Source organism: Vogesella lacus (genome assembly GCF_979366295.1).
Map to the genome: position 1 here is coordinate 115764 of NZ_CEETQT010000007.1, position 21997 is coordinate 137760.

Annotated in this window: 14 protein-coding genes and 1 tRNA gene; 5 read left to right on the forward strand and 10 right to left on the reverse strand. The window is 56.6% G+C overall.

Annotation, left to right across the window (positions count from 1 at the left end; translation table 11 throughout):
- Positions 1–111: 111 nt before the first annotated feature.
- Genes ccoP through ccoN form a run of 4 tightly spaced genes read right to left on the reverse strand, consistent with a single transcriptional unit; the run spans position 112 to position 3266 of the window.
- A complete protein-coding gene (gene ccoP / locus ACZ9W6_RS10575) occupies positions 112–1026 on the reverse strand; it encodes a cytochrome-c oxidase, cbb3-type subunit III (RefSeq protein WP_465191096.1) in 915 nt (304 codons plus the stop codon).
- Positions 1023–1208 (reverse strand): cbb3-type cytochrome oxidase subunit 3, encoded by a 186-nt coding sequence (locus tag ACZ9W6_RS10580; protein ID WP_465191097.1) that lies wholly within the window; start codon positions 1206–1208, stop codon positions 1023–1025. The genes ccoP and ACZ9W6_RS10580 overlap by 4 nt, the downstream gene beginning before the upstream one ends.
- Before the next feature lie 2 nt (positions 1209–1210).
- The gene (gene ccoO / locus ACZ9W6_RS10585; protein WP_465191098.1) at positions 1211–1825 is read right to left on the reverse strand and encodes a cytochrome-c oxidase, cbb3-type subunit II; all 615 of its coding nucleotides are present in this window, start codon (positions 1823–1825) and stop codon (positions 1211–1213) included.
- A 16-nt stretch (positions 1826–1841) separates the two neighbouring features.
- Positions 1842–3266, reverse strand: a complete 1425-nt coding sequence (gene ccoN, locus ACZ9W6_RS10590; protein WP_465191099.1) for a cytochrome-c oxidase, cbb3-type subunit I — start codon at positions 3264–3266, stop codon at positions 1842–1844.
- A gap of 437 nt (positions 3267–3703) precedes the next feature.
- On the opposite strand from ccoN, the gene ACZ9W6_RS10595 reads away from it, so the two are divergent.
- The 3 genes from ACZ9W6_RS10595 (at position 3704) to ACZ9W6_RS10605 (ending at position 9142) form a co-directional block, all read left to right on the forward strand.
- Positions 3704–5491 (forward strand): M61 family metallopeptidase, encoded by a 1788-nt coding sequence (locus ACZ9W6_RS10595; protein WP_465191100.1) that lies wholly within the window; start codon positions 3704–3706, stop codon positions 5489–5491.
- 77 nt (positions 5492–5568) lie between these two features.
- Positions 5569–8199 carry an aminopeptidase N gene (pepN, locus tag ACZ9W6_RS10600; protein WP_465191101.1) on the forward strand — a complete coding sequence of 877 codons (2631 nt, stop codon included), beginning with the start codon at positions 5569–5571 and terminating at the stop codon, positions 8197–8199.
- Positions 8200–8269: 70 nt separating this feature from the next.
- Complete coding sequence (locus tag ACZ9W6_RS10605; RefSeq protein ID WP_465191102.1) at positions 8270–9142, forward strand: DMT family transporter; 873 nt, start codon at positions 8270–8272, stop codon at positions 9140–9142.
- Here the strand turns inward: ACZ9W6_RS10605 and ACZ9W6_RS10610 are convergent.
- Positions 9139–9618 carry an Lrp/AsnC family transcriptional regulator gene (locus tag ACZ9W6_RS10610; RefSeq protein WP_465191103.1) on the reverse strand — a complete coding sequence of 160 codons (480 nt, stop codon included), beginning with the start codon at positions 9616–9618 and terminating at the stop codon, positions 9139–9141. The two genes, ACZ9W6_RS10605 and ACZ9W6_RS10610, sit on opposite strands and share 4 nt — an antisense overlap.
- A gap of 139 nt (positions 9619–9757) precedes the next feature.
- Here ACZ9W6_RS10610 and phhA point away from each other — a divergent pair, with 139 nt between their 5' ends.
- Complete coding sequence (phhA, locus tag ACZ9W6_RS10615; protein WP_465191104.1) at positions 9758–10645, forward strand: phenylalanine 4-monooxygenase; 888 nt, start codon at positions 9758–9760, stop codon at positions 10643–10645.
- Positions 10646–10718: 73 nt separating this feature from the next.
- Here the strand turns inward: phhA and ACZ9W6_RS10620 are convergent, their stop codons facing one another.
- From ACZ9W6_RS10620 to ACZ9W6_RS10640, 5 genes are all read right to left on the reverse strand, one after another.
- Positions 10719–12938, reverse strand: coding sequence for an ATP-binding protein (locus ACZ9W6_RS10620; RefSeq protein ID WP_465191105.1), 2220 nt, complete (start codon positions 12936–12938; stop codon positions 10719–10721).
- A 51-nt stretch (positions 12939–12989) separates the two neighbouring features.
- Complete coding sequence (locus tag ACZ9W6_RS10625; RefSeq protein ID WP_465191106.1) at positions 12990–14177, reverse strand: response regulator transcription factor; 1188 nt, start codon at positions 14175–14177, stop codon at positions 12990–12992.
- Between the two features lie 21 nt (positions 14178–14198).
- Positions 14199–17873 (reverse strand): PAS domain-containing protein, encoded by a 3675-nt coding sequence (locus ACZ9W6_RS10630; RefSeq protein WP_465191107.1) that lies wholly within the window; start codon positions 17871–17873, stop codon positions 14199–14201.
- A gap of 128 nt (positions 17874–18001) precedes the next feature.
- The gene (locus tag ACZ9W6_RS10635) at positions 18002–20167 is read right to left on the reverse strand and encodes an AsmA family protein (RefSeq protein WP_465191108.1); all 2166 of its coding nucleotides are present in this window, start codon (positions 20165–20167) and stop codon (positions 18002–18004) included.
- Between the two features lie 26 nt (positions 20168–20193).
- A tRNA-Gly gene (locus ACZ9W6_RS10640) sits at positions 20194–20267 on the reverse strand.
- 370 nt (positions 20268–20637) lie between these two features.
- Between ACZ9W6_RS10640 and ACZ9W6_RS10645 the strand changes: the two genes are divergently transcribed.
- On the forward strand, positions 20638–21960 hold the full coding sequence (locus ACZ9W6_RS10645; RefSeq protein ID WP_465191109.1) for a sodium-dependent transporter: 1323 nt from the start codon (positions 20638–20640) through the stop codon (positions 21958–21960).
- Positions 21961–21997: the final 37 nt, after the last annotated feature.

Sequence of the window (21997 nt, forward strand, 5' to 3'; positions counted from 1 at the left end):
AAGCCATGTGCTTGGCCAAACAATCTGAATGTGCGTTTATTATACAACTAAATAAACTGTATGATGAAAACAATACTGCCCGCTTGCGCGGGCAGTATTGAGGCGGATCAATTACTGAGCTGCTGGTTTATTGGCGAGGCCATAAACATAAGCTGTCAGCAGGTGAACCTTGCCGTCACCCAGGAAGTCTTTCCAGGCTGGCATCTGGTTGTTGCGACCATTGGTGATGGTCTCGACGATGGTTTTCTCGGTACCACCGTACAGCCAGACATTGTCAGTCAGGTTGGGCGCACCCAGCGCCTGGTTGCCCTTGCCGTCAGCACCGTGGCAGGCCACGCAAACTGCGGTAAAGGTTTCCTTGCCGCGTGCTGCGCGCTCGGCATCATGCTTCTTGCCGGACAGCGACATTGCGTAGTTGGCAACATCCTTGACCTTCTCTTCGCCGAAAGCTGCACCAAAGGCCGGCATCTGGCCATGACGGCCTTCAGCGATGGTCTTGTGGATGGTGGCAGTATCGCCGCCGTACAGCCAATCGCTGTCGGTCAGGTTAGGGAAGCCCTTGGCTCCGCGAGCATCAGAGCCGTGGCACTGCATGCAGTAGGTCTGGAACAGGCGCTTGCCCATGGCTTGTGCTTCCGGATCGGCAGCAACTGCCTTGACATCCTGCTTCAGGAACTTGTCATACAGTGGCTGGTACTTGGCTTCAGCGGTAGCACGCTCTTCCTTGTACTGGCCAACCGAAGTCCAGCCGCGAATACCTTTCCAGGTACCCAGGCCTGGATACAGCACCAGGTAAACCGCACCGAAAATCAGCGTGATGTAGAACATCAGCATCCACCAGCGCGGCAGCGGGTTGTTGTACTCGGCCAGGTCGTCATCCCAGACGTGGCCGGTAATCTCGACTTTCTCGCCTTTCTGCACTGTTGTTTTCGATTGCGTAAACAGCAGATAAGTCAGGCCGACAATACCTACGATCACGATAACCGCGATGTAGATACTCCAGAAGTCACTCACGAAATCACTCATTTTTTCGCTCCGTTGGAAGCGTCAAGTCCGTCGCGCTCTTCCTGGTCTCCATTGAAGACCAGGTTGGCCGCATCGTCATAACGCTTCTGCGATTTTTTACCGAGGGCACCCACCAGAATCACGACAAATGTCACGAAACAAAAGACCGTGAAAAGAATGCGTGCCAGATTGGTCCAGTCCATGGTTAGCGGGTGTTCTTCAGTGCAAGGCCAAGACCTTGCATGTAGGCAATGATCGCATCCATTTCGGACTTGCCTTCAACCATGGCTTTCGCTTCGGCGATTTCCTGATCGGTGTATGGCACACCAACCTTGCGCAGGGCAGTCATCTTAGCCGCAACGCCATCAGCGTCGGCAAGGTTCTTGGACAGCCACGGGAAGGCAGGCATGTTGGACTCAGGAACCACGTCACGCGGATTGATCAGGTGAACACGATGCCATTCGTCGGAGTAACGACCGCCAACGCGAGCCAGATCAGGACCGGTACGCTTGGAACCCCACTGGAACGGATGGTCGTATACCGACTCGCCCGCAACAGAGTAGTGGCCATAACGTTCAGTTTCTGCACGGAACGGACGAATCATCTGCGAGTGGCAGCCATAGCAGCCTTCACGGATGTAGATGTCACGACCGGTCAGCTGCAGCGCGTTGTAAGGCTTGACGCCGGCAATAGGCTGAGTGGTCGATTTCTGGAACATCAGCGGTACGATTTCTACCAGTGCGGCAATGCTGATAACCAGCAGGGTCAGCACGATCAGGTAGGCAACGTTTTCTTCAATCAGTTTCTGGATTTTTTCCATGATGTTTTCCTACCCCTTAGTGCGCGTGAGCGGCAACGGCCGGGATCTTGGCATCAACGGCGCGACCTGCGGCAACAGTACGGAAGGTGTTGTAAGCCATGATCAGCATGCCAGACAGGAACAGAATGCCACCCAGCAGACGTACGAAGTGGTACGGGTACGTTGCTTTAACGGCTTCTACGAAGGCGTAAGTCAGGGTGCCGTCGGCGTTCAGGGCACGCCACATCAGGCCTTGCATTACACCGGAGATCCACAGTGCGGCGATGTACAGAACGACGCCGACAGTGGCCAGCCAGAAGTGGGCTTCGATCAGCTTGGTGCTGTGCATGCCGTCACGACCGAACAGGCGCGGGATCATGTAGTACAGGGAACCAATGGAGATGAAGGCAACCCAGCCCAGAGCGCCGGAGTGAACGTGACCAACGGTCCAGTCGGTGTAGTGCGACAGGGCGTTAACGGTCTTGATCGACATCATCGGGCCTTCGAAGGTGGACATACCATAGAAGGACAGGGAAACCACCAGGAACTTCAGTACCGGGTCGGTACGCAGTTTGTGCCACGCGCCGGACAGGGTCATGATGCCGTTGATCATGCCGCCCCAGCTAGGTGCAAACAGGATCAGGGAGAACACCATACCCAGCGACTGGGTCCAATCAGGCAGGGCGGTGTAATGCAGGTGGTGAGGACCAGCCCACATATAGGTGAAGATCAGTGCCCAGAAGTGCACAACGGACAGACGGTAGGAGTAAACCGGACGGCCAGCCTGCTTCGGAACGAAGTAGTACATCATGCCCAGGAAGGCGGCGGTCAGGAAGAAACCTACGGCGTTGTGGCCGTACCACCACTGCACCATCGCATCAACTGCGCCGGCGTAGATGGAGTAAGACTTGGTCAGGGATACCGGAATCGCCAGGCTGTTGACTACGTGCAGCAGGGCTACGGCCAGGATAAAGGCAGCGTAGAACCAGTTGGCTACGTAAATGTGCTTGACCTTGCGGATAGCCAGGGTGCCGAAGAACACAATGGCGTAAACAACCCAGATCACGGTGATCAGGATGTCGATTGGCCATTCGAGTTCGGCGTATTCCTTGCCGGCGGTATAGCCCAGCGGCAGGGTGATGGCGGCCAGCAGGATAACCAGTTGCCAGCCCCAGAAGGTGAAGGCAGCCAGCTTGTCCGAGAACAGGCGGACATTACAGGTACGTTGAACAACGTAGTACGAGGTAGCAAACAATGCGCAGCCGCCAAAGGCGAAGATTACGGCATTGGTGTGCAGTGGGCGCAGACGACCGTAGTGGAACCAGGGCCCGAAGTTGAGCTCTGGCCACACCAGCTGGGCCGCAATAATGACGCCAACCAGCATGCCGACAATGCCCCAGACTACGGTCATTATCGAGAACTGGCGCACCACCTTATAGTTATAAGTGGATTGCGTTTCCATTAGGGTTTCTCCAAGGTTGCGAACTAGAACGTAAAACCTGACGACTTGAACCCCCGGTGCGTAGCCCCATATGAAAATGAAGTCCGGCAAGTCGTGACGGGACTTGGGCGTAGCCTCAGGTCATGGTGAACTTTTCCCTGACCGGAAACGTCCATTACGAACAAGTCGCAATGAATGCCGTTATCCCTGATATCAATCAGCCATTCTAAATCAAATCGGTTGTTGGCGGCCAGCCGCGCCAGTGGACGCGTGCAGGTTTTTTGCAGTGCAAAAAAGTATATACCAACTGGGTTTTAGCCCTTTTTACCTACGTGCGATTATATTGTCATCCTGATTTCTCTTCTTGATGAAAATCAAGATGACCAGACCGGCCGTTATTGTGCCGAAATGTTAGAATCCCGTTCCTGTTTCTATAAGAAAACCAATTGGAGTCGCTGATGGGCGCAGCCATTCGTTACCGTATCCAGCCGCTGGATGTGAATGCACATCTGTTTCAAGTCACCATGACTATTGCCAAACCGGCGTCTGCCGGCCAGGTTTTGCGCTTGCCGGCGTGGATTCCGGGCAGTTACATGATTCGCGAGTTTTCGCGTCATATCGTGCAGATCGCGGCACGCAGCGGCAAAAAGACAATTGCCCTGCAAAAACTGGACAAGCACAGCTGGCAGGCGGCTGCCGTCAAGGGCGAGCTGACTGTCGAGTACACCGTATACGCCTATGACCTGTCGGTACGCGGTGCGTATCTGGATCAGCAGCGTGGCTTCTATAACGGTACCAGCGTGTTCCTGAGTGCGGATGGCTACGAGAACGAGCCGTGCGAGGTTGAAATCGTGGCTCCGGAAGGCAAGGATTTTGCCGACTGGAAAGTGGCGACCAGCCTGCCAGCGCTTGAAACCAAAAAATCCGGTTTCGGCACCTATCGTGCTGCCGATTACGACGAGCTGATTGATCACCCGGTCGAGCTGGGTGATTTCGAACGGGTGAAGTTCGAGGCTTGCGGCGTGCCGCACGAATTTGTGGTGTCGGGCAAATACAAGGCAGATCTGAAAAGGTTGGCCGCAGACACCAAGCGCATCTGCGAATGGCAGATCCGCTTCTTTGGTGAGCCGGCGCCGTTTGACCGTTATGTCTTCATGCTGTTTGTCGGCGCCGACATTTATGGCGGCCTCGAGCATCGTGCCTCTACCGCGTTGGTGGCCAATCGTGACGATCTGCCGGCACCAGATCTGGCCGAAGGCGAAATCGGCGAAGGCTATTTGCGCCTGCTTGGCCTGATCAGCCACGAGTACTTCCATAGCTGGAACGTCAAGCGCATGAAGCCGGCGGTATTCACGCCGTATGATCTGAACCGTGAAGGCCATACCACCTTGCTGTGGGCTTTCGAAGGCATCACATCCTATTACGACGATCTGGCGCTGGTGCGTTGCGGCCTGATCGACGAAAAGCGTTATCTGGGTCTGCTGGCCAAGGTGATTACCGGTGTGATGCGCGGTAATGGTCGTACCAAGCAGTCGCTGGCTGATTCCAGCTTCGACGCCTGGACCAAATACTACCGTCAGGACGAAAACAGCCCGAACAGTATCGTCGGCTATTACACCAAAGGCTCGATGGTGGCATTGGCGCTGGATCTGCACATCCGTCACGAAACGGCAGGGGAGAAGAGCCTGGACACCGTGATGCTGGCGCTGTGGCAGAAATGGCTGGCTGACGGCAAGGGTCTGGAAGAGGGCGAGTGGGAGTCGGTAGCCGAGGAGGCGACCGGTCTCAAGCTGGGCAAGTTCTTTGATCTGGCGATCCGCTCGACAAAAGACCTGCCGCTGGAAAAACTCTTTGCCACCCAGGGCGTGAGCATGCAGCTGGTGCCATCCGACAGTGCCGGTGATAGCGGTAGCGTGGTTGACGAGATCAAGGCCGGCAAGTTGCGGCCAACTCTGGGTGTGAAGGCGGTTGCCGACAGTCTGGGCGTCAAGCTGGCACAAGTGCTGGATGGTGGTTCGGCGCAAGCAGCCGGTTTGTCTGGTGGTGATGTGGTGATTGCGATTGACGGGATGAAGGTGGCAGACCTTGATAAAGCGCTGGCTCGCCACAAGGTTGGCGATACCGTCAAGATCCACGCTTTCCGTAGGGACGAACTGAGCACCTACAAAGTGAAGTTGGCCGCAACCCAGGCCGATACCTGCCGTCTGGCCCTCGCTGTCGATGGCGGCAAGTGGATCAAATCCTGAGTCAGGGCAGCATCTAACAAGACATGACAAGGGCGGGCGGCCTGTGGCCGACCCGCCCATTTGCATAGGAAACGCTCATGGGCACGCAAGCACAAGTGAAGTACCGCAAGGATTATCTGCCGCCGGCTTATCTGGTGGACAAGGTTGACCTGACTTTTGACATTATTGAAGACAATCTGACCCGTGTGCAGTCGCGCATGGTGATTCACCGCAACCCGGAATCGGCTGCGGCCAAAGTGCTGGAGCTGGATGGCGAAGCCAAGCTGGTTTCACTGGTACTTGATGGTGATGTGCTGCCGGCCGAGCGTTACAGCCTAGAGGGCGACAAGCTGTTTATCCGTGAGGTGCCGGACAGCTTCATTCTTGATGTCGAAACCGAAATTGACCCGGTAGCGAATACCAGCCTCAGCGGCCTGTATGCATCCAGCGGCAATCTGTACACCCAGTGCGAGCCGGAAGGTTTCCGCCGCATTACCTTCTACGCTGACCGTCCGGATGTGATGGCCAAGTTCACCACCACCATCATTGCCGATAAGCAGCGTTATCCGGTGCTGCTGTCCAACGGCAACAAGGTGGGCGAGGGCATGGCTGACAAGAAGCGCCACTGGGTGAAGTGGGTAGACCCGTATCGCAAGCCGGCGTATCTGTTTGCGCTGGTAGCCGGCAAGCTGGTGGTCAAGCAGGACAGCTATACCACCGGTAGCGGCCGCAAGGTGGCGCTGGAAATCTGGACGGTGGCTGCCGATCAGGACAAGGTTGATTTCGCCATGGGCGCGGTCAAGCGCTCGATGCTGTGGGACGAAGAGCGTTTCGGTCTCGAGTACGATCTCGACATCTATATGATCGTGGCGGTTGGCGACTTCAATATGGGCGCCATGGAAAACAAGGGCCTCAACATCTTCAATACCTCGGCCATCCTGGCGCGCCAGGATACCGCCACCGATGCCGACTTTGATCGTGTTGAAGCCATCATCGGCCACGAGTACTTCCACAACTGGACCGGTAACCGCGTGACCTGCCGCGACTGGTTCCAGCTGAGCCTGAAAGAAGGCCTGACCGTGTTCCGCGATCAGGAATTCAGCTCCGATCTGCACAGCCGTGCGGTCAAGCGCATTCAGGACGTGAAAAACCTGCGTCAGCTGCAGTTCCCGGAAGACGCCGGCCCGACGTCGCACTCGATTCGCCCTGACAGCTATATCGAGATGAACAACTTCTACACCATGACCATCTACGAAAAAGGCTCGGAAGTGGTGCGCATGTATCACACCTTGCTGGGTGAAGAAGGCTTCCAGAAGGGCATGAAGCTGTATTTCGAGCGCCATGACGGTCAGGCGGTCACTTGCGACGATTTCCGTGCCGCGATGGCGGATGCCAATGATGTCGATCTGACCCAGTTCGAGCGCTGGTACAGCCAGGCCGGCACGCCGCTGCTGAAAGTACGTGGCGAATACGATGCGGTGGCGCAAAGTTATACCCTGCATGTCGAGCAAAGCTGCCCGGCTACGCCTGGCCAGAGCGAAAAGCTGCCATTCCACATCCCGTTTGCCGTAGGCCTTCTGGGCAAGGATGGTCAAAGCCTGCCGCTGCAACAGGCGGGCGAAGCGGCCGCCGGCGACAGCACACGCGTGCTCGAACTGCGTGAAGCGGCGCACAGCGTTACCTTCGTGAATGTGACCGAACAGCCGGTGCCATCGCTGCTGCGTGGTTTCTCTGCGCCGGTGCGTCTGGAGTTTGACTGGGCCGATCACGAACTGGCCTTCCTGATGGCCAATGACAGCGATACCTTCGCGCGCTGGGAGGCCGGTCAGGCTTATGCCGAGCGTCTGGTGCGCCAGTTGCTGGCTGATCAGGCTGCCGGCAAGCCGCTGCAGCTGGCGGGCGGTTTTGTTGAGGCCTTCCGTGCCGTGCTGGGCGACAAGGCCAGCGATCCGTCGTTCAAGGCGCTGATGCTGAATCTGCCGGCCGAAAACGAAATTCTGGAAATGGTTGACGTTGCCGATCCGGCTGCTATCCATGCGGTGCGCGAGTTCATTCTCGACACCCTGGCGCAGCAGCTGCGTGGCGAATGGCACGAGGCGCTGGATCTGAACCAGTGCAGCGAATATCGTCCGGAAGACGGTGGTCGTCGTGGCCTGAAGAATCTGGCGCTGGCGATGCTTAATCGTCTGCCGGATGCCTGGCCGGCCGAAGCTGCCGAGCAGCAGTTCCAGTCGGCGGACAATATGACCGACCAGATGGGCGCGCTGCTGGCCCTGCGTGACCGCGAAGGCGAAGAGCGTGAAAACTGCCTGCTGGCCTTTGCCAGCCGCTGGCAGGATAACGCGCTGGTGATGGACAAGTTCTTTGCGCTGATTGCCAGCAGCCAGCTGCCGGGTACGCTTGAACATGTGCGTGCCGCGATGTCGCATCCGGCCTTCACCTTGAAAAACCCGAACAAGGCACGCTCCCTGCTGGGCAGCTTTGGTCGCAATCTGCTGCACTTCCATGCGGCGGATGGTTCCGGTTATCAGTTCCTGGCCGAACAGATCAAGGTGCTGGATGGCATCAACCCGCAGGTAGCCAGCCGCCTGGTGTCGGTGTTCAACCGTCGCCAGAAACTGGAGCCGGCACGCAAGGCACTGATGACTGAAGCGCTGCAGAGCATTCTGGCCAAGGATGGCTTGTCGAACGATGTGTTCGAGATCGTCTCCAAAAACCTGTCTGCATAAGCGGTATAATCAGCAGCCTTTCTGCTGACAGGCCGGGTCGAAAGATCCGGCCTTTTTATTGCGTGCGCTGATGTCTTATTCCTTTCTCGCCATGCTGCTCGGGCTATGGTTGGCCTGGGGCGGTAACTGGGTGGTTACCAAGCTGGGGCTGGCTTACGCCAGTGCTTTTCAACTGGGGCTCGGGCGTACTCTGCTGGCGGTGATGACGCTGGCGCTGATCATGTCCTGGCGCAAGCTATCTTTTCGCATGCCACCCTTGCGGCCAACCTTTTTGCTGGGACTGACGCAGACTGCCGGTTTTGTGGTGTTTACCAATCTGGCACTGGTGGCGGGCGGGGCTGGCAAGGTGTCGGTGCTGTGTTACACCATGCCGTTCTGGACCTTGCTGTTGGCGCGAATCTTTCTGCATGAAAGGTTGGCCGCAAACCAGCTCTTGGGTGTGGCGCTGGCCTTTGTCGGGCTGATCTGCATTCTCGAGCCATGGCAGAGCGGCGGTAACTGGCTGTCGGACTTGCTGGCACTGACTGGCGGTCTGGTGTGGGCAGCCTCGGCCATCATTGCCAAGAAGCTGCGCGCCGCCCATCCGCATCTCGATACCCTGTCGCTGACTTTCTGGCAGATGTTGTGTGGCTGTCTGCCGCTGTTGCTGTTACTGCCGTTTTTCCCGGGCAAGGACATCGTGTTCTCGTGGCAGCTGTCGGCGGTATTGATGTTTTCGGGTGTGCTGGCGGGCGGCCTTGGCTGGCTGATGTGGATGACGCTGCTGTCACGCCTGTCGGCCGGCATGGCCGGTGTCAGCATTCTGGCGATTCCGGCGGTTGCCTTGCTGCTGTCGATGCTGCTGATGGGCGAGAGCCTGTCGCTGAGCGAAAGCGTTGGTGTGATCTTGCAGGCGGCCGGCCTGTTGGCCTTGTCTGCCGCCTCCTTGTGGCGACGCGCCTAGAACGGCTTGGGCAGGGGCAGGTGGGTGGTGTGCTTGATCGGCTCCAGTGCGATGGTCGATTTCACACTGCGCACCAGCGGCACGGTCATCAGCTTGTTCATCACGAATTTGGATAGCGAGGGCAGGTCGGGCACTACGATGCGCAGCCAGTAATCGGCCTCGCCGGCGACGGCATAGCATTCGAGTACTTCGGGCAGGGCGGAGATCGCGGCGGCAAACTCGCGGATCGAGCTTTCGCCGTGTTTTTCCAGACTGACATTGGCAAAGGCGGTCACCGACAGGTCCAGCATGTCGGGGCGCAGCGCCAGATGGTAGCCCTGGATCACGCCACTTTCTTCGAGCCGCTGGATGCGCCGGCCGATTTGCGAGGGCGACAGGGCAATGTCTTGTGCCAGTTTCTGATGGGTGGCGCGCGCATCTTTCTGCAGGGCTTCCAGGATCAGGTAATCAAAACGGTCAAACTCTACTGTGCGCATTTTCTGCATATTCCTATAATTGGTGCGGGAAGTATGCAAAATTGCGGTGATGTTGGCAAATGTTGCGGACATGCCGCATGCATCCCCTCCTACACTACTTGTTCTGGCGCACACGCCAAAATACAAAAGAGAGAACAAGATGGAGAGCACACCGTTTACCGTACCGGACATCACTGTCCGCAAGAATGCCGGTCTCGGCCATGACAGCGATTTTACCCTGCCGCAGCCGCTGGATCGCTATAGCGCCGAAGATCACCAGACCTGGGCAACCTTGTACCAGCGTCAGAGCGAGCTGCTGCCGGGCCGCGTCTGTGATGAATTCCTCGAAGGCTTGGCCGCACTCGAGGTCGATACCGACCGCGTGCCGGATTTCGAGCGCCTGAACGAAAAGCTGTTTGCCGCCACGCGCTGGAAAATCGTCGCGGTACCCGGCCTGATTCCTGACGAGGTGTTTTTCGAGCATCTGGCCAATCGCCGTTTCCCTGTGACCTGGTGGCTGCGCGAGCCGCACCAGCTTGATTACCTGCAAGAGCCGGATGTATTCCATGACCTGTTCGGTCATGTACCGCTGCTGATGAACCCGGTGTTTGCCGATTATCTCGAGGCCTATGGCAAGGGCGGCATGAAGGCCAAGTCACTAGGTGCCTTGCCGCTACTGGCGCGCCTGTACTGGTATACGGTGGAATTCGGCCTGATCAAGACCGAGAAGGGCTTGCGTATTTACGGTGCCGGCATTGTATCCAGCAAGACCGAGTCGGTTTATTGCCTAGAAAGCAGCAGCCCGAACCGTATCGGCTTTGACCTGCTGCGTATCATGAATACGCGCTACCGTATTGATACTTTCCAGAAAACCTACTTCGTGATCGACAGCTTCCAGCAGCTGTTTGATGCTACTGCCCCCGATTTCACCGCTTATTACGAGCAGCTGAAAGACGCCGCCGCCTATTCGGCAGGCGATGTCTTGCTGATTGATGCTGTGCTGAATCGTGGTGATCGTAGCGGCTGGGCTGATACTGAAGACGTCTGATGATTTGAGTATGATTTTATTGCGGCCTGCAAGGATTTTTGTCTTGCAGGTCGTTTCATTTTGCCGGTATGCGTCAGAAGTTCAGGCGTTTGCCAAGTGCACGTAACAGGTTCAAGGCGTGTGCATAGTCCAGGCACTGCATGGCGATATCGATCTCGGCAACATCGAGTGCGGAGATTTGTGCCAGCCGTGGCTTCAGTTCGGCAAAGTGCCGACTAGCTCTGATATTGCGCTCTTTCAGTAGCGTAATCAGTGTGTCCCAGTCAGCCTGCTCAATCAGTGTTTTGCCTGCCTTGTTATCAGCCTGGCTGGCATCATCGCTGGCAAACAACTGGTCGAGCTCCGCGATACACGCGGCCAACTGAGTGCCTAGCGCGGCGGCAAGCAGGTGATGATCGGCATCGGGCTCGTCACGCAAGGCGCTTTCCAGTTGATGGGCGGCACTTTGCAATTGTGTTGCTCCCAGCGTTGCAGCGACTCCTTTGAGTGAGTGGGCAAGGCGCAATGCCGTAGCATGCTCGTCATCTTGTAACAAGCGGGTGAGTTCGTCGGCGCTTCCTCGATATTCTTGCTGCATTTTCTTTAGCAATCTGCGCAGCAGTGAAGGTTTGCCCCCCATACTGCTCAATGCCGAGGCAAGGTCAAAGTGCAGCATATTGTCCGGAAGGACGGTATTTGCCGGAGGCGGGCTGCTGACAGTGCCGGTTGGTGTGGCATGTCTTTCACGGGCAAAACGTAGCAGGGTGCTGAACAGCAGCTTGGACTCTACCGGCTTGCAAAGATGGGCATTCATGCCGGCCTCTAGCGACTTTTCAACTTCAGCCTGCAAGGCATGGGCAGTCATGGCAATAATCGGCAATTGCTGCGGGCTGTATTGCTTGCGGATTTCTCTGCTGGCTGTCAGGCCATCCATTCTTGGCATCTGGATGTCCATCAGCACGATATCGAATGACGGGTCTGACTGTAGCTGCGCAATGGCGGCCAAGCCATCTTCCGCACAGCTGACCAAGGCTCCGTGGCCTTGCAGCAGGGCGCTCTGGTATTCGGTCAGCAAGGCATTGTCTTCCACCAGCAAAATGCGCATGCCGGCAAGCGTACTGGGTGATGCGGGTTCCAGCTCCTCCAGTTGCAGGTCCTGGTCTTTTTGTCCGTTTTTCAGGCTGATGGCAAAGCTGAACGTCGAGCCTTCTGCCGGCACGCTTTGTACCGAGATGTGACCGCCCATCTGTTCAACCAGCTGCTGGCAGATCGCCAGCCCCAGACCGCTGCCGCCATAACGGCGGGTGGTAGAGCTGTCTGCTTGTGAAAATGTCTGGAACAAGCGCTCGATTTCTGCCTGGCTCATGCCTATACCGGTATCGCTGATGCGGAATGACAGCTGGCTGTGCTGGTGTTCGAGGGCGGTTACGGTGACGGCGAGTTGCACATGGCCGCTATCGGTGAACTTGATCGCATTATTGGTCAGGTTCAGCAGAACCTGGCTCAGCCGTAGCGGGTCGCCGATCAGCGAGTGACTGTCCGAGGGCGCTTCGATATTGAAGCTCAATCCTTTGTTCTTGGCCTGCAGATTGAGCATGGCATACATATTGGACAGGACGGTATGCAGCTCGAAGCTGACACTCTCGAGTTCGAGTTTGCCCGACTCTATGCGTGAAAAGTCGAGAATGTCATTGATGACATCAAGCAGGATGCGTGCTGCCGTCGTGATGCGATCAACGTTGACTTGCTGGGGTGTCTCCAGCTTGCTGGCAGAGAGCAGGTGCAGATGGCCGAGGATGGCGGTAAGCGGGGTGCGGATTTCGTGGCTCATATTGGCCAGGAATTCGCTTTTGGCCGAATTGGCCTGTTCGGCGCTGGTGATGGCATCCTGCATCGATTGATGCTGGCGGCGCATCAGGGTGACTTGCTGCTCTAGCGTATCAATCAGCGTGTGCAGATTGCTGACCGCATCAGATTTGTTGATGTTGAAGGTTTGGGCAATTTCGCGCGACGACAGCAGTTTTTCCTGCAGCTGGTTGAAGGGCCTGATCAGTCTGCGGCCAACCCTGCGGTGATAGTGATAGGGGAGTGTCGCTGCTATCAGCATGAGGCTCAGTGCCAATGGCCATCGCCATGGGGCGAGCCAGCTCAGCTGTGCTGGTGGCAGCTGGCCTGGCGTATTGAGAAATGCTGCCTCGGCGAGGTAGAAAGCGAGCAGGGTCAGTGGTAGCCACAGCATGAGCACAAGGCCATGCCAGATCAGCGGCCCATCCGAGTACAAGTGCGCCTTGCTGTTGTTTGTCGTGGCTACCATTTCTGCAAACCCGGTTCAGTATTTCATTTCGAGGCAGGCGAGATCTGCTGGCTAGAAAAGAATGATGGAGCCCGCATCGCTGTCGGTTTCTTGTGGTGCTTCCGGCGCGCTCACCTCTTGCCCTGCCGCATCTGAAAGTGAAGACAGAATGCCGGCAAACTTGTCATCCAGCGCCAGCCCTTGGTCGTACAGGGCGCCGGCATGTGCGGCACCGGCATCGATGATCTTCATCACGGTGCGCTCCTGGCTCTCGGTCAGGCCAAGATAGACCATTGCCTGCTCCATCTCACTGCGAATCTGGTCAAACACGGCCATGTTTTCTGATGCTTGCTGGCGGTAGATCAGGTCCAGATCCGTAATAGTCTGGCGGGTTTCCATCATCGAAGACTGCATCAGCTGTTGCTGACGGCGCAGCTTCTGGTCCATCACGATGCCGTCAAGCCGTTGCTCGGAGGCGTCAACCAGCAAGGCGATGTGGTCACGCAGGCGGCCACACTTGTCCGGGTCATCAAGCGGCATGTCCTTTACCTGCAGCGTGATGCGCGGGTAGTTGATGATCAGGCGCTTGCCCATGTTGTAGATGCGATTGCTGTCCTGCGACAGGCTACGCAGCATTTCGGCTTCCAGCGGGTTGGCGCGGCCCATGCTGTCCAGCGTTTTTTGCTGATCATCCAGCCGGATTTGTGCTGACACTTTCAGGCCAAAGCCGGATGAGGCGGTAGTGATCAGCGACTTGAGCAGATGATCAACATTGTGGCTCTGCGACAGATTGCGGGTGAATTCGAGCACGCAGCCCATTTCGCCGGTGCTGCTCATCGCCTGCATGGCGACTTCGGTGGCTTGCTGGATGGAGTCCTGCAGTTCTTTGGCGTTCTGGATCACCTCTTTCATGCGTCTGAGCTTCAGGATCAGCTCGGCAACACGGAAAGGTTTGGCAATGAAATCATCGGCACCGGCATCGTAGGCCGTCATACGAGCCTGCAGGGTGTCATCACCCGACACAAAAATGATGCGCGTATCAGGGTGGGTGGCCAGAATGGTTTCGCAGAGTTCGTAACCATTCATGCCCGGCATTTGCACATCCAGCAGGGCGATCTCGCAAGGTTGCTCGGCAATATAGGCTAATGCCTCACGTCCCGATGCGGCTTGCCGGATAGGGAAGTACTGCTCAACACTGTCCGCAATCATATTGCGGAAATCATCGTCATCATCAACGATCAGCACATGAATATCGTGCATCTTGCATTCCCTTTGAAAGTGTCAGCTTGCTTGTTTGTTTCGTGCCTGTTCATCCAGGCGTTCGCGCACGCGGATGGCTAGCTCAGATTTTCTGAATGGTTTGTTGATCAGGTGGGCGGCCAGAGTCTGATACTCGGGGTCGTCCTTGATCTTTTGCGGAAAGCCCGAGCAAAGCAGAATGGCGATGTCGGGATAGCGCTCCTGTACGCGCAGGGCCAGTTCGGTGCCGAACATGCCACCAGGCATCACGACATCGCTGAGTAACAGGTGAATACCGGACTGCTTGTCCAGAATGGCCAATGCTTCTCCTGCGTTGGCCGCACCGAGCGTCTGGTAACCCAATTGCTGCAGATGGTCTGTCGTCGTGCTCAGCAGATCGGGCTCGTCATCGACCACCAGGACGGTTTCACCAGTCGTGGCGGTGGGTAGAAGCTCATTGCGCGGCTTGGCCGCAGTGGCGATGCTGGCTTGTTCTGACGCGGGCAGGTATAGATAGAAAGTGCTGCCGATGGCGGGGGTACTCTCGACCCGTACCTGACCGCCAAGATCCTTGATGAAGGTGTACACCATAGCCAGCCCGAGACCGGTACCCTTGGCTTCCTTGGTGCTGAAGAAAGGTTCGAAGGCGCGCTGTTTGACATCCTCGCTCATGCCGCAGCCATTGTCGCTGAAGGAGATCTCCAGATACTGCCGGCCGGGGTCAAGTGCGCGACGAGTCGGCGCCAGTAATTCGCCGGCGGCCAGATTACGGGTGCTGATGTGGATTTCACCACCATCCGGCATGGCATCTCTGGCGTTGACAGTCAGGTTCAGCAAGACGTTTTCAAACTCAGCCGGGTCAAGCTGGCAAGGGTGGGCATCGGTAGCCAGATCGGTAATCAGGCTGAAATTGGGCCCCAGCATTCTTTGCACGATCTTCAGGACTTCGTTGATCAGGGTATTGACCTGGTAGGCCTGGTTGCTGCGGTTGCTGCTGCGTTGCTTGGAAAGTGCCAGCATGCGACGGGTAATGTCGGCGCCCCGCTCGGTGGCGCGGATGGCGGATTGCAGGCGCAGCAGTGCCTTCTCGTCCCCTTCAAGCCGAGGCTCCAGAAAATCGAGGTTGCCGGTGATGATGCCTAGCAGATTATTGAAATCATGGGCAAGGCCTCCGGACAGCAGGCTCAGCGATTCCATTTTTTGGCTCTGGATCAACTGCGCCTGCACAGCCTTGCGCGCAGTGATGTCACGGATGGCAACGGTATAGTAGGTTTCGTCGTTTTCCTGCCAGTCGGCAAGGGTAATTTCTGCCGGAAAGCTGTCGCCATTGTGCTTTTGCATCAATAGTTCGCTGCCTTTACGCTCGCCAAGGCGTCGCTGGGGGGCGCCGGCCTTGTCCAGCAGGGTGTCAAGCACGCTGTGCTGGTCCGGGCTGATCAGTTGGCGGATATTCAGTTGCTTGGCTTCGTGGCGTTGATAGCCAAAGGTATCGCAGGCCGAGGGGTTAAGCTCTTCTATATTCAGTTCTGCATTGATGACAATAATTGAGTCGACCACACTGTCAAAGATGGCATTCAACCGGGTCTTTTCTTGATGCAGGGCCTGTTTGATCTGCTTGTGCTCGGAAATGTCCTGATAGGCACCATGCAGTTTCAGGATGTGCTCGCCTTCGTAAAGTGCCTCGCCTTGCATCCGGATCCAGCTTTCACGCCCTGAGGCGGTGATGATGGGGAGTTCGAGATCCCAAGCCTGGCCATTTTGCAAGGCCATGCTGATAACGCCCGACAGCTGGCTGCGGAAATCTGCCTCTACAAAGTCGATTGCACCTTGCAGGTCAATTTCGGTCTGGGGCGACAGTTCATGAATGCGGTAAGTCTGGTCTGACCACGAGAGCTGGTTTTTTTGCAGATCCAGCTCCCAGCCACCGATCTTGGCGATTTGCCCCATGCGGCTGAGCAGAGACTCGCGTTGTTGCAGTGTCTGCAGGATCTGTTTGCGTTCGGTGATATCGGTAGTCGAGCCGATAATGCGCCGCGCCTTGCCATCGGCATCGCGATCTACGACAAGACCGCGATCAAGCACCCATTTCCAGCTACCGTCGTGGCAGCGCAGCCTGTGCTCGCTGGTATAGCTGTCGCTGAGTCCGGCCAGATGGTTGCCGAGCAGCATCCGGACAAGGTTGGCCTCATCGGCATGCAGCTTTTTGTCCCACTCAAGAGGCGAGGTAATGACGGTTTCTGGATCATGCCCCAGCATTTGTTTCCAGCGTGGCGAGACATAAAGCCGGTCCGAGGCAAGATCCCAGTCCCACACGCCATCGCCAGCGCCTTCGAGGGCAAATTTCCAGCGATATTCACTTTCGGCCAGTGCCTGTTCGGCAGTTTTGCGATCGGTGATTTCGGTGACAAAGCCCTCACGACCCTGCAGCAGGCCATCTTTGGACAGAATGCCGCGGCCACGTTCCCATACCCATTTGAGCGCACCGGATTTGGCTTGAATACGATATTCCACCTCGTAAGCATTCTGCCTTAGCAGGGCATGGCGAATGGTTTCCATGACGCGGTGGTGATCTTCATCGTGAATTTCCTGGCCATGCAGGGTGTTCTGATGCAGCAGGTAATCATCCTGTGTATGGCCGGTAATACTTTCGACCCCGGTGCTGATGAAGTCTGGCGTGCAGGGCGTCAGGTAACGGCTGCGGTAGACATAGCCCGGCAAATTGGCGATGAAGGCACCCATCTGGCGCACGTCTTCCAGCAGGGATTGTTCAAATGAGGCCTGGCTGCTGCGATCGCTATTGGTTCCGCAAACCCGGATGGCTTTGCCGGTACTGTCGCGGAGAATGAAGCCGCGAGACAGCAAGGGCAGGTAATAGCCCTCCTTGTGCAGCAGCCGGAAATTGACTTCATAGCGTTCGTCATTGCCTTTCAGCGCATGACTGATCTGTGCCTGCAACTGCGGAATGTCATCCGGATGAATGCGCTGTTTCCACGAGTGAATAGTCGAAACGATCTCGTCTTGCTGCATGCCCAGCATTTGCCAGCCACGCGAGGAAAAATAAATGGTGCCACTGGCTAGATCCCAGTCCCAGGTTGCATCCCGCGAGCCCATCAGCGCCAGCTCGAGTCGCTGTTGCGACTGCTTGAGTAGTGCCTCTTGCGAGGCCTGTTCGCTGACATCGTACAGTACCAGCAGGATGCTGCTTTGCCAGTCGGACTGTTCGATCATTGATAATTCGACCGTGGCATTTTTGTGCTGTTGGCCGATCAGGCTTACCCGCTGCTCGAGTGAAGATAGACGATGCGGATTTTCCAGCCAGGCGCGAACTACGGGCTGGTCGGCCGGGTGCAGGAAATCATAAAAATTTTCGTTTTCGGGGCTGCGGCCAAGTAGAGCCCTGGCGCTCAGATTGCTTACCACGATCTGCTCGTCGTGTATTTCCAGCATGGCAACCGGCGCGTCTTCAAACAGGATGCGGTTTTTGAGCGCCTGTATCAGCAGCTCGTTATGCAGACTGGATTCTCCGCGTTGCAGGCGGCTCAGATAGCGGTGAATGGTAAAAAGCAGGGTGGCAATTACCGAAATATTCACCAGCAGTGCGAGGGTAGTGTTGTGAATGTAGTGGCCGGCTTCATGTAGCAGACTGACGAAAATGGCGACCAGCAGCGAAAGCTTGAGTGCTTGCTTGTGTGCTGTCTGAATGACCGGGATTTTCATGATCTGTCCACTCGTGATAGCTGCCAGGTGCGCGGAGCGAGCTGCTCCAGTGAGTTATCTTGAATTGTAACTCATATGGCATTGAGTGTTTGTTTTCGAGAGATTAAAGCATATTTTATCAAAAAATACTAATTTACCCGTGGCAGAATGGCATTCAGCTGTTTGCCCAGCTCTTTTTTCAGCGTTTGCTGCTTTTCGCTCTCGGTTTTCTTGCCTTTGACAATGGCGTTAAAGTCGAGCGAGTACACCGGCTTGTTGACCGGGCCGGTGATCTTCAGCGGGATGTTGACCTTGCCAAGCTTGTTGAATGCGACAGGGTTCGGGTTGACGTCGAGGCTGTAGTCAATCAGCCCCTGGGTGATATCAAACTTGCCATTGCCTTGTACATTGACCAGCGAGGACGCGAGTTTCAGATCCTGATTCCTGGCAATGCCATCCTGCAGCTGCAGTTGTGCCGAAAGCGAGGAGAATGTGGTTTTCTGATCGGGCGCATCGTCCAGCTCGGTGGTCCAGTCGGAAGTGCCGACCGGCAGAGTCTGCAAGGTCTTGACGAGGTCGATACCCAGTAGCGCGCCTTTCTCTAGCCGTGCGGCCACATTGCCGGTCAGCGAGTTGCGTAGCGCCATCATGGATGTGCCTCGGGACTCGAGCTGAATCCAGCCATTGCCCGAGCCTTCGATACGGCTGAAGTTGAACAGATCGGACATCAGCGGTTTCATCTGCATGCCGGTCAGTTGTTGGCGCACCTGCAGCTTGGGTTGTTTTTCGCGCAACAGGCTGATTTCGCCATTGAGCTGGCCTTCGTAAATGTCGGCTGACAGATTGCTCAGTTGCAGTTTTTCACTGTTCGCCGTCAGGTCGGCACTGATGCCGCCAATCTTGAAGTTGTCTACCAGCAATTCACCGATATTGGTTTTGCCGCTGATATTGATGTAGTCCATCCAGTCAAGCTGCAAAGCTTGCTTGTTGTCGAACAAGGCCGTTGTGCTTTGCGTCTTGTTTTCGGGCAGGTAGCGGTTAAGGTCGAGTTTGTCTACCGACAGCAGGAAGTCATGGCTGGGCAGCATGAAGCCTTGCTGCTTGATGGTGGTGGCCAGCTTGGAGCCGTCAAGTTCACCATTTACCCGCAATTCGAGCCGGGCTTCATCCAGTTGTCCATCCAGTTCGCCATTCAGCTGGGCGCGCAGTTGGCCGCGCGGCAGAATCGGCGTCTTCAGTTGGGCGGTCAGCGCAATCGGCTTCATATTGAGCTTGGCCAGCTGCTCGATCTGCAGGGGCGATTGCAGCGACATGGCCAGCGAGTGCGGGCCAACCTGCCATTTGAAATCGTGATTGGTCTTGCCGGCGGCAATCAGGCCCGGTTTGACGTTGAGATCGGCAAAGTGGCTGGTAAACGAGTAACGGGTTTTTTCGTAGTCGATCAGGCCGGTCAGGCTGGCATTCGGCGCAGACATTTCATCCAGGCTGACGGCGAGAGACGGCACCAGCAATTCACTCTTGCTATGCGGATGCGTACTGCCCAGCGTCAGCTTAAGGTCCTGACCTTGTGCCAGCATGGTGGCGAGATTCAGCTGCAGCTTGCCGGTGCCTTCTGCCTTGATTTCACCCAGTTCCACACTTTGATGCGAGGCAAGAATATCGAGCTGTGGAATGTCGATCTGGTCATCAATGCGGGTAAACGGTGCGGTCGCGGCAAGGTCGACGGCGCGTCCTGCCGATTGCAGGCGGCCCTTGAAATCCAGGCTGGCATCGTCGTGCAGCGAGTCGATATCCAGCACCGCGTTTTCCAGCCGCCATGACTGGCCGTTAAAGCGGTCCTGATAGTCAAGACGGTTGATCTGCAGCGAGAAGGCGTCGAGATTCAGCTGGAAGCGGGTTTGCTGGCGGCGTTGCAGCAGATCGCTGATGTTGAGCTTGCCATCAGTCTGGCGCACCAGCCGCATATTGCTGCCTTCGGTTGCCAGATAGTCGATTTCGAGACGGCCAAAAATCAGTGGCAGCCAAGCGAGACGGGCTTCGGCACGCGCAATGCTGGCAAAGGTGGTCTTGCCGTCGGTTTCGCTGAGGGTGAGGTCGGTAATCTGCAAACCCGGGGCCGGGAATAGCAGCGGCGAGATATCGCCATGAATCTTCAAGACACGGCCCGTGTCGCTCAGGGCACGTTCAAGCTTGTCCTTGGTGCCTTCGGTATCGAGATGGGCAATGTAAAGCAGTGCTGCACCCATGAACAAGGCAGCCACCAGCAAGGCGTATACAGAAATTTGTAGCCAAAGCCGGCCGGAGTTCCACTTCATGATCTGGGCGGGGGAGGAGGAATCGCTGGAGCGGGTGAAGGGAATCGAACCCTCGTCGTAAGCTTGGGAAGCTTCTGCTCTACCATTGAGCTACACCCGCAGAGGGCGCCAGTATACGCAGAGCGAATGAGACTGGCAATCGTCATCGCTTTGGCCGTCGGGGTAAGCCGGCATTTTCAATGGAAAGTATCTGTGATATTTTGGATATTGTATTGTGAATACAAATGATCGCACCCAAGATCATGGACTGATAGTCCCTGCGTTCATTCCAGATACGGTTTACCTGTGCCGGCTGACCCATGTCCGGTGAAAGGCTGAATCGTAACGGGCAAGCTATCCGCTTGCGGCCAACCTTGTAGCGCGCTATCCCGCACGACAGGGAGCAACGATCGCTAGACGGCAGTACCCCTGCCTGTTGATGCAGACCGGTAATCCGGTTTTTTTTCGTTCCGTTTATGTAGAAGTGATGTATGGCTAACTCTCAATGGGGCTCACGCCTCGGCTTTATTCTGGCCGCTGCCGGTTCGGCAATCGGCCTTGGTGCAATCTGGAAATTTCCTTATGTTGCCGCGACCAACGGCGGCGGTGCTTTCCTGCTGATTTATCTGGCGATCTGCCTCAGCGTCGGTCTGGCGCTGATGATGGGCGAAATGGCGCTTGGTCGCGCCTCGGGTAATGGTGCGGTAGGTACCTTCCGCGAGCTGCGCGGTGGCCGCTGGCCGGTTGTCGGCTTTGTCGGCGTGCTGGTGTGCTTCCTGATTTATTCTTTTTACAGCGTGGTGGGCGGCTGGACGATTGCCTATATCGGCAAGTCGATCAGCGGTGAAATCCTCACGGCTGATGCCAAGCTGCTGGAAGGTATTTTTACCGGTTTCATCACCAATCCATGGGAACCGCTGATCTTCCATGCCGCTTTTGCGATCCTGACCCTTGGCGTGGTGCTGGGCGGGGTGCAGAAGGGCATTGAAAGCCTGTCCAAATTCCTGATGCCGGCGCTGTTCGTGCTGATGCTGATCCTGATCGTGCGGGGTCTGACGCTGCCCGGTGCGGTGGATGGCCTGCTGTACTTCCTGACGCCGGACTTCAGCAAGGTGACCGGTGCGATGCTGGTCGATGCGATGGGCCTGGCTTTCTTCTCGCTGTCGCTGGGCATGGGCATCATGATTACCTATGGCTCGTATGTGGACAAAGAGGCCAATCTGCTGGGTTCGTCGATGTGGGTGATCCTGCTGACCGTGCTGACCTGCTTCCTGGCAGGCCTGATGGTGTTGCCGGCGGTGTTTGCCTTTGACTTCAACCCGTCTGCCGGCCCGGGCCTGACCTTCATTACCATGCCGGCGGTGTTTGCCAAGATGGCGGCCGGCCAGCTGTTCGCGATCCTGTTCTTCGTACTGCTGCTGGTGGCGGCGCTGACTTCGTCGGTGTCCTTGCTCGAGGTGGTGGTGAACTTTGCCATGCAGGAATGCAAGATGGAACGTACACCGGCAGCACTGCTGGTGACGCTGCTGATCTTCCTGCTTGGTGTGCCGGCTTCGCTGTCGCTGGGTATCTGGAGCGAGTACAAGCTGTTCGGCATGGCTTTCTTTGATCTGCTGGACTTCCTGACCTCCAAGCTGTTGATGCCGGTAGGCGAGATCCTGCTGGCGCTCTTTGTCGGCTGGAAGGTATGGCCGGTGATCGAGAAAGAACTGTCCGGCAACAATGAACCTGCAGCTTGGCTGCTGGCCATGCGCGGCTTCTGCCGCTTTGTGGCGCCAGCGCTGATTGCGGGCATCCTGGTGCATAATCTGTAATTGCCGACTGGCAATCACCAGATGATCAAGACGGCGT

What these genes read in the sequence shown, in the direction of transcription:
- ACZ9W6_RS10625 (WP_465191106.1), bottom strand. Translation starts at nt 14,177, where the DNA reads ATGCACGATATTCATGTGCTGATCGTTGATGATGACGATGATTTCCGC.
- ACZ9W6_RS10620 (WP_465191105.1), bottom strand. Translation starts at nt 12,938, where the DNA reads ATGGTAGCCACGACAAACAACAGCAAGGCGCACTTGTACTCGGATGGG.
- ccoO (WP_465191098.1), bottom strand. Translation starts at nt 1,825, where the DNA reads ATGGAAAAAATCCAGAAACTGATTGAAGAAAACGTTGCCTACCTGATC.
- pepN (WP_465191101.1), top strand. Translation starts at nt 5,569, where the DNA reads ATGGGCACGCAAGCACAAGTGAAGTACCGCAAGGATTATCTGCCGCCG.
- ACZ9W6_RS10595 (WP_465191100.1), top strand. Translation starts at nt 3,704, where the DNA reads ATGGGCGCAGCCATTCGTTACCGTATCCAGCCGCTGGATGTGAATGCA.
- ccoN (WP_465191099.1), bottom strand. Translation starts at nt 3,266, where the DNA reads ATGGAAACGCAATCCACTTATAACTATAAGGTGGTGCGCCAGTTCTCG.
- ACZ9W6_RS10635 (WP_465191108.1), bottom strand. Translation starts at nt 20,167, where the DNA reads ATGAAGTGGAACTCCGGCCGGCTTTGGCTACAAATTTCTGTATACGCC.
- ACZ9W6_RS10610 (WP_465191103.1), bottom strand. Translation starts at nt 9,618, where the DNA reads ATGCGCACAGTAGAGTTTGACCGTTTTGATTACCTGATCCTGGAAGCC.
- phhA (WP_465191104.1), top strand. Translation starts at nt 9,758, where the DNA reads ATGGAGAGCACACCGTTTACCGTACCGGACATCACTGTCCGCAAGAAT.
- ACZ9W6_RS10630 (WP_465191107.1), bottom strand. Translation starts at nt 17,873, where the DNA reads ATGAAAATCCCGGTCATTCAGACAGCACACAAGCAAGCACTCAAGCTT.
- ACZ9W6_RS10605 (WP_465191102.1), top strand. Translation starts at nt 8,270, where the DNA reads ATGTCTTATTCCTTTCTCGCCATGCTGCTCGGGCTATGGTTGGCCTGG.
- ACZ9W6_RS10645 (WP_465191109.1), top strand. Translation starts at nt 20,638, where the DNA reads ATGGCTAACTCTCAATGGGGCTCACGCCTCGGCTTTATTCTGGCCGCT.
- ACZ9W6_RS10580 (WP_465191097.1), bottom strand. Translation starts at nt 1,208, where the DNA reads ATGGACTGGACCAATCTGGCACGCATTCTTTTCACGGTCTTTTGTTTC.
- ccoP (WP_465191096.1), bottom strand. Translation starts at nt 1,026, where the DNA reads ATGAGTGATTTCGTGAGTGACTTCTGGAGTATCTACATCGCGGTTATC.